This is a genomic window from Pseudomonas sp. GW458-11-26-14-LB4, from assembly GCF_059423925.1.
This window is the reverse complement of record NZ_JBWKYU010000007.1, coordinates 155,030-168,556: the sequence shown is the minus strand read 5'-3', so window position 1 is coordinate 168,556 and position 13,527 is coordinate 155,030. Positions and strand designations below refer to the sequence as shown.

Here is a 13,527-nt window from a genome sequence, read left to right as displayed (position 1 = left end):
TGCCATGAGCCGTTATCGCCCTCCCCGCACCGCCGGCACCGCGCTGATCACCCCCGAAGGTGAAGCGCGGATGCGCGCCGAATTCCATGAGCTTTGGCACGTGCGCCGCCCGCAGGTGACGCAATCGGTCAGCGAAGCGGCGGCTCAGGGTGATCGTTCGGAAAATGCCGAGTACACCTACGGCAAGAAAATGCTGCGCGAGATCGACAGCCGCGTGCGTTTTCTCACCAAACGCCTTGAGGCGTTGAAAGTGGTCAGCGAAAAACCGAGTGATCCGAACAAGGTCTACTTCGGCGCCTGGGTGACCATCGAAGACGAGGACGGCAAACAATCGCGCTATCGCATCGTCGGCCCGGACGAACTGGACCTGAAACTCGGCCTGATCAGCATCGACTCACCGCTGGCCCGCGCCCTGATCGGCAAGGCGCTGGATGCTGAAGTGCGGGTACAGACGCCGACCGGCGAACAGTTCGTCTACATCGTGGCGATCGAATATCCCTGACGCTCAGCGCCGGGTGATCAGGCCTTGGCGTGCGACGCGGGTCAGTTGGCGAATCATTTCCGGCGCCTCTTCAAGGCTCGGGGCCTGAATGACGGCCAGATCGAAACTGTCATCGGCAAAACGCGCCAGCGACTCACCGTCTTCAACGAACTGGATCAGGAAGGCGGCAGGACCGCCGCTGCGGCGTGGCCAGCCATCGAGATAACGCAACAGCGTCGGCTGATGTTTGCCGCCAAGCAGGATTTTCGGATTGCGCTGGGTGATGTGTGCCGTGATCGGCGCGGGACGTGCTGGAGGGCGTAGTGCATTCATCGTGTCGTGTCTCTGCCTCAAAAGTCTGCATGGCAGGTGAGAGGCAACACCGAACCAGCGCTTTAGCGGTATTTCGAAGCCCTGTTCCGGCTTCTGACGGCAACTGAAGAATAGTCACCTGGCGCCCCGCAAGTAGCTGTTTAAATCGGCGCATGAGCGGCATCCTAGAGAACGTGACCGGCCAGTGTCAAGAATCAGCCGCAACAAAAAAGGCCCGCACAATGCGGGCCTTTTGCTTGAGCCAGAGCCTTCAACCGGCGATGGCGCGATCCACCGAGAGCTTGCCGGCGCCTTCGATCAGCACCGCGAGGCTACCGCCGAGCAGGGCCAGAGCGAACTCGTAACCGTTGTTGGCCATGAACAGACCGTTGCTGATGTGCACGGTGAAGATCGCCACCAGCGACAGGAAGGTCAGGCCCAGTGCCGCCGGGCGAACCAGCAGGCCGATGATCAGCGCCAGACCGGCGAAGAACTCGGTACCGCCGGCCAAGGTGGCCATCAGGTAACCCGGGGTCAGGCCGATGCTTTCCATGTATTGCGCAGTGCCCGCCAGGCCGTAGCCACCGAAGAGGCCGAAGAGTTTCTGCGAGCCGTGGGCGGCGAAGATCACGCCGACGGCAATGCGCAGAATGGTCAGACCGTAGCCGGCGCGGGTGAACAGAACCTTGTTGATCAGAGAGCTCATGTTGCGTTTCCTTGTTGTCAGAAGTGCTTGTTGGTTGGCCGCTATATTAATCAGTTATTTTCATGTTAAAAGCGCAAAAATTCCGCCATAACAATCAACTTTTTTGATCATTTGCGTGAAACCACTTTCTGCCCCCCGGGCTCCAACGACTCCCGCTCCCGGTCGAACGCCAAGTAATACTTGTTCACGCTATTAACATAGCTGACGGCGCCCATTCCCACCTGCTCCATGGCGATGCGCTCGACCTGAAAGAACCATTGGTTGGGATTCAGGCCGCGACGTCGTGCCTCGGCACGCATGCCCTGTACCCGCTCCGGGCCGATGTTGTACGCCGCCAAAGTGAACGCCATGCGCTCGCGCTCGTTGAGTTTCGGGCTGTTGAAGAACTTGCGGCGAATCATCGCCAGGTACTTGGCCCCGGCCTGCACATTCGCATCGAGATTCTGGATATTGTTGACGCCAACCCGCTGCGCCGCGGACGGGGTGATCTGCATCAGCCCGGTCGGCCCGCTGCCGCTGCGCGCGTTGGGCTGTAGCGCCGACTCCTTGAAGGCCAGCGCCGCCAGGTTGAGCCAGTCCATGTTTTGCGCTTCGGCGTGTTTCTGCAGGGTCGGTCGCAGTTTTTCCAGGCGCTGACGGTCAGCCTTGGCCAACGGATAGTGCACTTGATACAGACGGCGGTAGATCCGCAGGAACGCCGCATCTGCGTTCGATGGTTTTTTGTAGCCGGTCAGGAAGCGGTCGATGCTGGCACGCAACATCGACGCATCACGGCGCACGAACCAGTATTCCTCGCCCGGTTCGCTGATCATCACCTGACGGTCGAAACGCAGCTTGGGCAGGATCTTGCCCCACCGCTCGGCAATCGGTTGCTCGACGATAGTCAGGTGGAAGATCCCGCCCTGAACCATTTCCAGCACATCCTCGACCGCCAGCGTCGGATCGACCCATTCAATCTTGATCGGCGCCAGCTTGTGCAGCGCCAGTTTCTGGTTGAGCTGGCTGACCGCCTCCCCCGCCGCACTGCCGGTGGGCAGCGCCAGGGTTTTGCCGGCCAGTTGCTCGACCTTGGTGTAGCGCTTTTCACCCTTGATGCCGACCAGCACCAGCGGCACGTTGCTGGCGATCGGCTCGCTGCTGGCGACCGCGTGGCCGGGTTGCAACTCGAGCAGTTCGCCTGGCGCAACAAGATCGCCTTCGCCACGCTGCAGCGCGCCGAGCAATTGATCCTTGGCTTTGGGGATGATCTTGAGGGTGATTTCCTGGCCGTCGCGAGCGTGGCCATTGAGGTATTGCTCGAAGGCGCGCAGGCGGTGGTATTCGATGCCGATGGCCTGGCCCTGGACTTCGCCGGAGCTGTTGCGGCTCTGGTTGACCAGCACCCGCAACACGCGGCTGCTGCGGATTTCGGTCAGGTCGCGAACCTTGGCGGCCGGCACGGCTTGCAGCGGCCCGGGCAGCCGCGCGACCGCCGTCATCGGCAGCAGCAACGAACCACACAGCAGGAGCAAAACCGAGGGACGAACCATCCACTCTCCGGAAAGAATACGGGGCGTTTTCACCGCTGAGCGGTCGCAAAACACCGACGAAAACAGAGCGCCTGGAGCGCTGATAAAGTGCGAGAGACTGGCACAGTGATGGCAATCCTGCCAACCCGGCCTGCTACGCGGCCTCAACAGACAGCCATAAGCCGTTGTAGTTCTTGGCTTTTCTTATAAATCTACAGCTCTGATATGCTTTCCGGCCTTCGGCCCGAGGTAGCACCATGCAACTCATCGATATCGGCGTCAACCTGACCAACCCCAGTTTCGCCGACAAACACCAGGCCGTGCTCGACCGCGCCTACGCGGCCGGGGTCTGCCAACTGGTGCTGACCGGCACCAGCGTCGAGGGCAGCGAACAGGCGCTGGAGCTGTGCCGGCAACTGGATCCGGACGATCAGCGACTGTTTGCCACCGCCGGCATTCACCCGCATTCGGCCAGCGACTGGAATGCCGACAGCGCACGGCGTCTGCGCAGTCTGTTGCAGGAATCGAACGTGGTGGCGGTGGGCGAATGCGGGCTGGATTTCAACCGTGATTTTTCGCCGCGCCCGCAGCAGGAAAAAGTCCTCGAAGAACATCTGGCGCTGGCTGCCGAACTGCAATTGCCGGTGTTCCTGCACGAGCGTGATGCGAGCCAGCGACTGCTGGACATCCTCCGTGACTTCCGCGACCGCTTGCCCGCCGCCGTGGTGCATTGCTTCACCGGCGAGCAGAAAGCCCTGTTCAGCTACCTCGATCTGGATCTGCACATCGGCATCACCGGCTGGATCTGCGACGAGCGTCGCGGCACCCATTTGCATCCGCTGGTGAAGGAGATCAAGCGCGGTCGCCTGATGCTGGAAAGCGATGCACCGTACCTGCTGCCGCGCACGTTGCGGCCGAAGCCGAAAAACGGCCGCAACGAGCCGGCGTATCTGACCGAAGTGCTGCGTGAAGTGGCGTTGCATCGAGGCGAGACCGAAGCAGACTTGGCGGCCCACACCACCGCTTGCGCACGTGCTTTCTACGGTTTACCTACCCTGCCCTAGCCGAGGCCAATGCATCACTTGTTGATGCACATCAAGATCCGGACACCTGCGTAGCGGCACAATAATGGCACCTTGCCAAAACTGTTTCCGCTATCAGAGAAGACCTCCATGGGTGCCTGGCTTAGCAATATCTCGCTGAAATACAAATTCTGGGCGGTCAACGCGGTCGCCTTTGTCACCACCCTGTTGCTGGTGCTGTACGCCGTGCAGCTCGAACAACAGGCCCGCAGCCACGCCGCGCAAACCTCGGCCCAGGCCCAGGCACAATTGCTCAAGGCCTGGCCGGCCGGGCAGGCGCTGCCAAAATCCGAACAGGTGCTGACTTTCAAACGCGGTGAAGCGCCGCGCCTCAACGATCAGCCGCTGCTGGAGATCACCGACAGCGGCGGCTGGATCGAGATCAGTCACCTACCGTTGTTCGGCGAAAACCCGCTGCTCGGCGCCGAGGTTTTCAGCCGTGCCGATGGTCAGCAGGTCGCCGTGATTGCCTACGCCCCCAGCCTCAGCCAGGTGTTCAGCGAGCGCTTCGCCAACTACGCGGTGGCGGTGTTCATCCTGATGCTGGCGATGCTCGGCGCTTCACAATTGTTGATCCGCTTTCTGCTCAGTCAGCTCAATACGCTCAAGGACGTGATGCTGCACGTGGAGAAAACCGGCGACCTTGCCGCCCGGGTGCCGCTGGCCTGCAAGGATGAAGTCGGTCAGATGGCCAACGCGTTCAATGCGATGCAGGCCGGTTATCAGCGAGTAGTGACCACCGTGGCCAACACCGCGCGGCAACTCGACGTCGGTGCCGCGCGACTGGCGTCGAGCATGAACGAAGTACGTCACGGCATGCTCGGCCAGCAGAGCGAAACCGATCAGGCCGCCACGGCGATCAACGAAATGACCGCCACCGTCTACCACATCGCCCAGCACGCCGGCGCCACTCGCGACCTGTCGCAGACCGCCGACGGCCTGGCCGGCAGTGGCCAGCAAGTGGTGAGCCGGGTGCAGACTTCGATTGCCGGCCTGTCCAGCGGCGTGCAGCAGACCGCCGAGATGATCCAGCGTCTGGCCGAGGACAGCCAAAAGATCAACGGCGTGGTCAGCGTGATCCACAGCATCGCCGAACAGACCAATCTGCTGGCGCTCAACGCCGCCATCGAAGCGGCCCGTGCCGGGGAAATGGGTCGCGGGTTTGCGGTGGTCGCCGACGAGGTGCGCAACCTTGCCAAACGTGTGCAGACCTCCACCGATGAGATCACCACCATGGTCTCGGCGTTGCAGGCCGGCACCCGCGACGCGGTGGACTTCATGCAGGAAAGTTCGTACAAGGCCGATGACTGCGTGCAACAGGCGCAGGAGGCCGGCGAAGCACTGGCGGAAATCACCGGCGCGGTGGCGCAAATGCGCGAGAGCAACACGCAGATTGCGGTGGCGGCGGAGCAGCAAAGTCAGGTGGCCGAAGAGATGAACCGCGCGGTGGTGAGCATTCGTGATGTCACCGAGAACACCGTGCAGCAAACCGTGGATTCGGCAACCACCAGTAACGAGTTGGCGACGCTGGCCGGGGAGCTGAACAAGGCGATAGGTCAACTCAAGCTTTGAGGGCCTCATCGCCAGCAGGCTGGCCCACAGTGGATGAGTGAAGACTGTTCCTTTGTGGGAGCTGGCCTGCTGGCGATGCCGTCAGCTCCGGCAACATCGAACCGAGCGATGACGCCTATCACTTCAATAGCCAACCTTGATTCGCCGCCCTCGCTGCCCCGGCCTATTCTTCAACCATGTACCGAACGAACATGGATCGAGGAGCAGCAACATGGGCAAACGTCACCCCAACCTTCCCGCGTGGCAATGGCGCGCGTACCCGAACAACCATCAGCACCCGACCAATCTGGTGCTGCACCTGATTGCCGTGCCGCTGTTCATCGTCGCGTTTCTGTTGATCGTCTCGGGCGTGTTCAGCCTGAGTCTGGCCAGCGTGGCGATCGGCGTGATTGGCGTCATTGCGGCGCTGGGTCTGCAGCGTCACGGTCACAGCCTGGAGGCGCAAGCCTCCGAGCCGTTCAGTGATCGCAAGGACGCCGTCTCGCGTCTGCTGGTCGAGCAGTTCCTGACGTTTCCGCGGTTCTTCCTCAGTGGCGGCTGGTTTCGCGCCTGGCGTGAACGCCATCGCCGCCATTGAGTCAGGCGAAGATCGTCACCGTCTGCCGACTCATGGCAATCAGTTCACCCTTCGCGCTCCACAGCTTGGCGGCGACATGCCCGTAACCGTCAGCCGCATACTCGATGTCCGCCAGGTATTGGCAAAAATCCAGCGTACTCAAATCCCGTAACGGCTGAACGAATTCGATGGTCCAGGTCAGCGTGCTGCCCGGTGCCGGCTTCTTCAGATACGGCAACAGCGCGGGCGGCCAGGCATCGACCAGCGCCAGCAGGTGCGCTTCGTTGACCGGCTCTTCCTTCACATCCCCACGCAAACGCACCCAGCCGCCCATCAGCCGCGATTGATTGCCGGTGAACGGCATGCCGCCGACACTCCAGCGCATCGCCAGATGGCGCATGAACTCGGGGGTTACGCCCTTGATATACGGCAGTTCCTGGCAGTCATCCCAGTGTTTCATCTCCGGTGCCGGATAGGCTTCAACCGCCACTTCCGACGAGCGCGAAGCCCCGAAGCTGCCTTGCACCATCGTCACCACCTGACCGTTCTGCACAGCGCGCCCCAGCACCTGGCTGACCGCTTTGCCTTCGCGCAGTACTTCGACTTCAAAGCTCACCGGCACTTCGGGCTCGACCGGGCCGACGAAAGTGATCGCCAGCGAACGCACCGGCCGATCGGCAGGCACCTTGGTACGCATCACTTCAAATTGCAGCGCGGCCACCAATCCGCCAAAACTGGCCCGGCCCTGCCCCCACTCCGCCGGAATCGTGACCTCCGGTTGACGACGGACAGCATCGATCAGATCGCAAAAGCGCATGGAAACCTCGGACACGGAAAAGGGAATGACCGGATCTTAACCAGCGCGGCAGAGCGGCGCAGCGTCCATTCCGGTCAAAGAGACTGACAGATAAGACAGCGATGCTGCGCGCCAGCGGGTTTCAGGACTTGAAGCAGGCTGCGCTGAGTTTTTCCAGCACCCGGTCGGCCTTGATTTCGGCCTTGGCCATGGTCGCCTGCCAAGTGGCGACGCAGGGTTGCAGATCCGGCTCCAGCTCGGCGCGGGCCAGCCATTGCCAGCAATCGTGCCAGTCACCGAGAGCGCCTTGTGCGGATTTCAAACGAGGCAATGCGGCTTCGGGCAGACGATCAAGCTCGGGGTAGGCCTCGATGCCGTAGCGCACACGCTTGATCAGCAGGCGCAAGCGATGTCGGTCGTGGGCCGGGTCGTGCAGCGCCACGTCGAGGTTTTTCCATTGTTTACCCAGACGTTTTTCGATGCGTTTGTCCAGGCGCTTGAGCAATCCCTGGCGCTGGGACGCGCGCAGAAAACGCGGAAAGGCGTCGAGGATCATCAGCAGCGACGCCACTTCGGCGCTGGCCGCCAGCGTCGGGTACGCCTCGGCCATCTGCGCCATGCGGCGCTGCGCGGCTTCGGGCTGATCGTGTTTGATCAGCCAGGCTGCCAACACCTCGCGATCGCGCCACGGCGTGGTCAGTTGCCCGACGCTGGCCGCCGCGCTTTCCAGTTGCTCGACACCGGGCAAGCCGCGCAACGGTCGCAGCAGACTGCGCAAGCGCCGCACGGTGGTGCGCAGATCGTGCAGTGCTTCAGGGTCGGTTCGAGCGGTCAAACGGGCCTGACAGCCCAGCAGCCTGACTTCCAGGCTCAAGACATGAGCCACCAACCGATCGACCAACGCAGACATTACTTGCTCCTGAATTCAATGGCGCTGCATGAGTGTGCACCTGCGCAAGGAACCTGCCCTTGCGCCACGTCAGCAGCTTAGCGCCCGGCGCGGGATTCGCGAATGTAGAAACGTGCCTTTTCGGCTTTCTTGGTGCAGCCTTCAAACCCTTCGAATTGCTGCTGGGTCTTGGCCGCCGTCAACAGCGACAACGCCTTGGAATAGCTGACGGTGCCGGCAAAACCTTCGGCCTTAGCCAGATCCAATTCATGCCACGCCGCGTCCAGCTGGCTGCCGCAGCTGTCGCGGTAAGCGGTCTTGCCGGCGCAACCGGCCAATGCCAGCGCCATCAACGGCACACAGATCCAGGCTTTCATCACTCACACCTCGAAGATTGGTCAACAGTCGTGCAGGTAAGACGGTGCGGCAGCGAAAAAGTGCCTTGCGTCCCGCATTTGCACCGCTCTGCAAAAGATAACGCCGACGGGTCATGAAGTATCGAAAAAACGACGCCATTGCCGCCCCGAGCGACCCCGGCGATTGAAGCCCGGCCCTCGATGGGTGCATTGTGCAACCTTGTCGGGAGGAAGTTTGATGAAAAAGCGTGTCGCACTGGTGCTGGGCTCCGGTGGCGCCCGGGGCTATGCCCATATCGGGGTCATTGAAGAGATCGAACGACGGGGCTATGACATCAGTTGTATTGCCGGCTGTTCCATGGGGGCCGTGGTCGGCGGGATCTACGCCGCCGGCAAGCTCGACGAGTACCGCAACTGGATCGAAAGCCTGGATTACCTCGACGTGTTGCGCCTGGTGGATGTGAGTTTCCGACTCGGTGCGATCCGTGGCGAAAAAGTCTTCGGCCAGATCCGCAAGATCGTCGGCGAGATCAACATCGAAGACCTGCGCATCCCCTACACCGCCGTAGCCGCCGACCTCACCAATCAACAGGAAATCTGGTTCCAGGAAGGCTGCCTGCATCAGGCGATGCGCGCCTCGGCGGCGATTCCCAGCCTGTTCACCCCGGTGATGCAAGGCAACCGGATGCTGGTGGACGGCGGCATTCTCAACCCGTTGCCGATCGTGCCGGTGGTGTCGAGCCATTGCGATCTGATCATCGCGGTCAATCTCAACTCGACCAACCAGCGCCATTACAAACTGCCGGTGATCCAGCGGCCCGCCGCGTTCCGCACGCGCTTCGACAGCCTGATCAATTCGTTGGGCTCGAAGATGCCGTTCCGCCGCAAACAGGCCGAGCAACTGCTGATGCTGGAACAGGAAGCGCTGCGTGCCGAAGCGGCGGACATCAATCCGTGGGTCGAAGGCGCCGAGCCGGAAACCCAGCAACCGGCCGCCGCCCCTGAGCGCGACGGCGCACCGAAATCCGCCACCGGATCATTCATCATCGATAACGTCGGGCCGGCGTCATTGCTCGACCTGATCAACCAGAGTTTCGAGGTGATGCAGACCTCGCTGGCGCAGTACAAGATCGCCGGGTATCCGCCGGACATCCTGATCAACGTGCCGAAACGGGTGTGCCGGTTCTTCGAGTTCTACAAGGCGCCGGAGCTGATCGCGCTGGGTCGCGAGATTGCCCGGGATACCCTTGACCGCTATGAGAGCGAGCAGAACTAAAGGCTGCTCTCACTCAACAAGCGATAACCGACGCCGGCCTCGGTCACGATGAACCGGGGCCGGGTCGGATCGTCTGCCAGCTTCTGCCGCAGATGCCCGACCACGATCCGCAGGTAGTGGCTGTCCTCGGTGTGAGTCGGGCCCCAGATATCCTTGAGCAATTGCTGCTGGGTGATCACCCGCCCCGGATGCCGCGCCAGTTGCGCCAGCACTGCGTATTCCTTGCGGGTCAGGGCGACTTCGACACCGTCGAGCAACACCCGGCGATACGCCAGGTCCACGGTCAGCGGGCCGAAATTCAACGCGGCCTGCTGCGCTTCGCCGGCCGGGGCCTGACGCAGCAACGCACGCACCCGAGCGAGAAATTCCTGAATGCCGAACGGCTTGGTCACGTAGTCATTGGCGCCGCCATCCAGCGCCTGGACTTTCTGCCCTTCACTGGCGCGCACCGACAGCACCAGCACCGGCGCCGTGGCCCATTCGCGAAACTCGCGCAGCACTTGCTGGCCGTCCATGTCCGGCAGGCCAAGGTCGAGCACCAGCAGATCCGGTTTGTTCAGCGCCGCCTGGGCCAGGCCCTCGGCGCCGGTGCCGGCCTCCAGCACTTTGTAGCCTTGGGAAGCGAGGCTTATACGCAGGAACTTGCGGATCTGCGGTTCGTCATCGATGACCAAAATGGTCGCGGTCTGGCTCATGAATTCACATCAACACAAAAGAGTGGCAAGAGAGTAGCGCAGCGCGGATCAGGCTTCACCGTCCATCCCCGGTTGCGTCTGCAAGGGCAGGTGCAGGGTGATGCAGGTGCCACGCCCGTCGATGCCGTCGCCGACACCGATCCGCCCGCCGTGGGCACCGACCATGCCCTGACAGATCGCCAGCCCCAGCCCCGTGCCCTGCCCGCCCCGATCACCCCGGGCGGCGGTGTAGAACATGTCGAAAATCTTCGCCCGCTCATCGACCGGAATCCCCGGCCCTTCGTCGCTGACCGAGAAAAACACTTCGCTGTCATCCGCCCCGGCGCGCAGTTGCAGACGGCCGTGGGATGGCGAGAAGCGTGCGGCGTTTTCCAGCACGTTGACCAGCGCCTGCTCGATCAACGCGGCATGCACGTACAACAGCGGCAACTCGGCCGGTACATCGGTGCTCACTTGCAACGACGACAACACCGCCCGCAAACGATTGAGCGCACTGCCGACGATGTCCGCTGGCGACACCCAGTCCCGCGCCAGCTTCAGGGCGCCGTGGCCGAGACGGGTCATGTCCAGCAGGTTCTGGATGTAACGATCGAGACGTTCGGCTTCATCGCGGGTGCCTTCGAGCAACTCGCGGCGATCCTCCAGCGGGATCGCTTCGCCGAGGGCCAGCAGGCTGTCGATGCTGCCGCGCATCGAGGTCAGCGGCGTGCGCAGATCGTGGGACACCGAGGCCAGTAAGGCGCTGCGCAGTTGTTCGGTTTCGCCGTGCAGGCGCGCGGCTTCCAGGTCATCGGCCAGTTGCGCACGGGCCAATGCTTGAGCCAAAGGCTGACTCAACGCGGTCAGCAAGCGACGGCGCTGGCCGCTCAGGGTCTGGCCCTCTTTGGCGCACACACCGAGCAACGCCAGCGGACCGTCTTCCACCGACAATGGCCACCACCACCAGCGGCCGAACGGCAACGTGCCGGTGCCCATGCCCGCCGGCTGATCGTGTTGCCACGCCCAGTCGGCGGCGGCGCGTTCGGATTCAGTGAATTGCAGCGGCCCGCCGGTTTCGACTTTCCAGCCGCCCTGCCCGTCGCGATTAAGCAGGCACAGTTGCAGATCGCTCCAGCCATTGAGGTGCTGGGCTGCGGCGCTGACCACGGCCTGACGGTCGGTGGCGGCGGTGAGTTTGCGCGACAGGTCGAGCAGTTCGGTGGTCTCTTCCTGGGTATCGCGCAGCGCCTGCAATTGCCGACGCTGACGCGCTGCTAAGTTGCCGGTGAGCGCCGCCATCAGCAGGAAGAACAGCAAGGTCAGCACGTCTTCTTCGCGCTGGATGCTGAAGGAGAAATTCGGCGGAATGAACAGAAAGTCATAGGTCAGAAACGACAGCGCCGCACAAGCCAGCGCCGGGCCGAGACTGCTGCGCACCGCCACCAGCAACACCGCCGCAAGAAACACCAGTGAGATGTTCGGCAGCGGCAGCACGCTGGACACCGCCCACGCCAGCGCACTGGCCAGAATTGTCGCCACCAGCGCCAGCGCATAGTCGAACCACACCAGCGTCGGCGCTACACGCGGGCGCGGTTGATGCTGTTCCTGATCACTGTCCAGCACGTTGATTTCCAGACCATGGGCCTGACGCAGCAAACGCGCCGCCAGCCCACCACCGAACAGACGCCTGCGCAGACGCCGCCGCGACTGGCCGACCAGCACCAGACTCGCCCGACGTTCCGCCGCATGCTGGATCAGGGTTTTCGCCACTTCACCGGCCCGCAGCAGGACCACTTCGCCGCCGAGGCGTTCGGCCAGTTGCTGGGCGCTTTGCAGGCGCAGGCGCGATTGCTCGTCACGCACGCTGCCGTTGTCGACGTGCACCAGACTCCACGGCAAATGTCGGCGCTGGGCAACGCGACTGGCGTGACGCACCAGCCGTTCCGCCTGGGCATCGCCATCGACGCCGACCAGCAAGCGCCCACGTACCGCCGGCGCGGCTTGACCGAGCTGGCGATAGCCTTGGGCGAGATCGTTATCGACCTGCGCGGCAGCGGTCTGCATCGCCAGTTCGCGCAGCGCGGTGAGGTTGGTCTGGGTAAAAAATGCATCGATCGCGGCGCGTGCCTGCTCCGGCACGTAGACCTTGCCTTCGCGCAGGCGCTCGAGCAGTTCGCGGGGTGGCAGGTCGATCAGCAGCAGTTCGTAGGCTTCCTGCAACACCCAGTCCGGCAGGGTTTCGCGCACTTGCACACCGGTGATGCCGCGCACCTGATCGTTGAGACTTTCGAGGTGCTGGACGTTGACCGTGGTGTACACGTCGATGCCGGCGGCGAGCAGTTCCTGAATGTCCTGCCAGCGTTTGGCGTGACGACTGCCGGGGGCGTTGCTGTGGGCGAGTTCATCGACCAGCACCAGTTTCGGCTTGGCGGCGAGCAGGCCGTCGAGGTCCATTTCTTCAAGCGTCACGCCGCGATATTCCGAGCGCACCAACGGCAATTGCGGCAGGCCACCGAGCAGCGCTTCGGTTTCGGCGCGGCCGTGGGTTTCGACCACGCCGGCAATGACTTTCACGCCTTGGCGCAACTGGGTATGGGCCGCCTGCAGCATTGCGTAAGTCTTGCCCACACCCGGCGCTGCGCCGAGAAAAACCTTGAGCCGGCCGCGTCCGTCGCGGGGCAGTTCTGCTAACAGCGCGTCGGCGCGGCCGGAGTCACTCATGCTTGAAGCTCTCTCTTCCTGATGTGATCGCGATTCACAGCTTTTCCAGCGCCATGTTCAGCGCCAGCACATTCACCACCGGCGGACCCACCAGAGGCTGTTCGATGTGCGCGTCGAGCAACTGCTGCAAGGTCGCCACCGGCAGATTGCGCGCTGCCGCAACACGCGCCAGTTGATAGGCAATCGCCGCCGGTGGCAAGTGCGGATCGAGGCCACTGCCGGAGGTGGTCACCAGCGCCAGCGGCACCGGGCCCTGGCCGGGCACCTGCAGTTTGTTGGCGTCATCGATCACCCGAGTGGCCAGCGCCGGATTGCTTGGCGACAGGTTGCTCGCACTGCTCGACACGGTGGCAAAGGCACCGGCTGATGGACGCGGATGGAACCAGGCATCGCCGACAAAATCCTGGGCGATCAGCGACGAGCCGCGCACCTTGCCTTCGGCGTCGCGCACCAGGCTGCCGTTGGCCTGCTCGGGGAAGGCGACTTGCGCGACGCCCGTGACTACCAGCGGATAGGCAACGCCGGTCATCAGGGTCATCAGCACCAGCAGGCTCAGGGCCGGACGTAACATTGTGGACATTTCAAAATCCTCGAATTC

Annotated in this window: 14 protein-coding genes; 5 read left to right on the top strand and 9 right to left on the bottom strand. The window is 62.8% G+C overall.

Going from position 1 to position 13,527, the window contains the following annotated elements; genetic code table 11:
- Window positions 1-4: 4 nt before the first annotated feature.
- On the top strand, window positions 5-502 hold the full coding sequence (gene greB, locus AC07XZ_RS11650) for a transcription elongation factor GreB (protein WP_039770483.1): 498 nt from the start codon (window positions 5-7) through the stop codon (window positions 500-502).
- A 3-nt stretch (window positions 503-505) separates the two neighbouring features.
- Here the strand turns inward: greB and AC07XZ_RS11645 are convergent, their stop codons facing one another.
- The 3 genes from AC07XZ_RS11645 to AC07XZ_RS11635 all read right to left on the bottom strand — a co-directional run bounded on the left by AC07XZ_RS11645 (window position 506) and on the right by AC07XZ_RS11635 (window position 3,028).
- Window positions 506-814, bottom strand: a complete 309-nt coding sequence (locus AC07XZ_RS11645) for a hypothetical protein (protein ID WP_085607170.1) — start codon at window positions 812-814, stop codon at window positions 506-508.
- A 250-nt stretch (window positions 815-1,064) separates the two neighbouring features.
- Window positions 1,065-1,499 carry a DoxX family protein gene (locus tag AC07XZ_RS11640; RefSeq protein WP_007950955.1) on the bottom strand — a complete coding sequence of 145 codons (435 nt, stop codon included), beginning with the start codon at window positions 1,497-1,499 and terminating at the stop codon, window positions 1,065-1,067.
- A gap of 107 nt (window positions 1,500-1,606) precedes the next feature.
- A complete protein-coding gene (locus AC07XZ_RS11635; protein ID WP_102686464.1) occupies window positions 1,607-3,028 on the bottom strand; it encodes an MltF family protein in 1,422 nt (473 codons plus the stop codon).
- A 236-nt stretch (window positions 3,029-3,264) separates the two neighbouring features.
- On the opposite strand from AC07XZ_RS11635, the gene AC07XZ_RS11630 reads away from it, so the two are divergent.
- The 3 genes from AC07XZ_RS11630 to AC07XZ_RS11620 all read left to right on the top strand — a co-directional run bounded on the left by AC07XZ_RS11630 (window position 3,265) and on the right by AC07XZ_RS11620 (window position 6,238).
- Window positions 3,265-4,071 carry a TatD family hydrolase gene (locus tag AC07XZ_RS11630; protein ID WP_102686465.1) on the top strand — a complete coding sequence of 269 codons (807 nt, stop codon included), beginning with the start codon at window positions 3,265-3,267 and terminating at the stop codon, window positions 4,069-4,071.
- Window positions 4,072-4,179: 108 nt separating this feature from the next.
- Window positions 4,180-5,661: a methyl-accepting chemotaxis protein gene (locus AC07XZ_RS11625; protein WP_102686466.1), complete on the top strand. Its 1,482-nt coding sequence runs from the start codon at window positions 4,180-4,182 to the stop codon at window positions 5,659-5,661.
- A 211-nt stretch (window positions 5,662-5,872) separates the two neighbouring features.
- Window positions 5,873-6,238 (top strand): Mpo1-like protein, encoded by a 366-nt coding sequence (locus AC07XZ_RS11620; protein WP_085612198.1) that lies wholly within the window; start codon window positions 5,873-5,875, stop codon window positions 6,236-6,238.
- 1 nt (window position 6,239) lies between these two features.
- Here AC07XZ_RS11620 and AC07XZ_RS11615 read toward each other — a convergent pair whose 3' ends face one another.
- The 3 genes from AC07XZ_RS11615 to AC07XZ_RS11605 all read right to left on the bottom strand — a co-directional run bounded on the left by AC07XZ_RS11615 (window position 6,240) and on the right by AC07XZ_RS11605 (window position 8,279).
- On the bottom strand, window positions 6,240-7,034 hold the full coding sequence (locus tag AC07XZ_RS11615) for an acyl-CoA thioesterase (RefSeq protein ID WP_102686467.1): 795 nt from the start codon (window positions 7,032-7,034) through the stop codon (window positions 6,240-6,242).
- 121 nt (window positions 7,035-7,155) lie between these two features.
- Window positions 7,156-7,923: a CHAD domain-containing protein gene (locus AC07XZ_RS11610; protein ID WP_102686468.1), complete on the bottom strand. Its 768-nt coding sequence runs from the start codon at window positions 7,921-7,923 to the stop codon at window positions 7,156-7,158.
- A gap of 77 nt (window positions 7,924-8,000) precedes the next feature.
- The gene (locus tag AC07XZ_RS11605) at window positions 8,001-8,279 is read right to left on the bottom strand and encodes a hypothetical protein (protein WP_007950948.1); all 279 of its coding nucleotides are present in this window, start codon (window positions 8,277-8,279) and stop codon (window positions 8,001-8,003) included.
- 217 nt (window positions 8,280-8,496) lie between these two features.
- Here AC07XZ_RS11605 and AC07XZ_RS11600 point away from each other — a divergent pair, with 217 nt between their 5' ends.
- Window positions 8,497-9,534 (top strand): patatin-like phospholipase family protein, encoded by a 1,038-nt coding sequence (locus tag AC07XZ_RS11600; protein ID WP_085607182.1) that lies wholly within the window; start codon window positions 8,497-8,499, stop codon window positions 9,532-9,534.
- On the opposite strand, the gene AC07XZ_RS11595 is transcribed toward AC07XZ_RS11600, so the two are convergent.
- Genes AC07XZ_RS11595 through kdpC form a run of 3 tightly spaced genes read right to left on the bottom strand, consistent with a single transcriptional unit; the run spans window position 9,531 to window position 13,509 of the window.
- Window positions 9,531-10,229, bottom strand: coding sequence for a response regulator (locus AC07XZ_RS11595; RefSeq protein ID WP_039770498.1), 699 nt, complete (start codon window positions 10,227-10,229; stop codon window positions 9,531-9,533). The genes AC07XZ_RS11600 and AC07XZ_RS11595 overlap by 4 nt on opposite strands.
- Before the next feature lie 48 nt (window positions 10,230-10,277).
- Complete coding sequence (locus tag AC07XZ_RS11590) at window positions 10,278-12,929, bottom strand: DUF4118 domain-containing protein (RefSeq protein ID WP_102686469.1); 2,652 nt, start codon at window positions 12,927-12,929, stop codon at window positions 10,278-10,280.
- A 34-nt stretch (window positions 12,930-12,963) separates the two neighbouring features.
- Window positions 12,964-13,509, bottom strand: a complete 546-nt coding sequence (gene kdpC, locus AC07XZ_RS11585; protein WP_085744987.1) for a potassium-transporting ATPase subunit KdpC — start codon at window positions 13,507-13,509, stop codon at window positions 12,964-12,966.
- Between the last annotated feature and the right edge of the window lie 18 nt (window positions 13,510-13,527).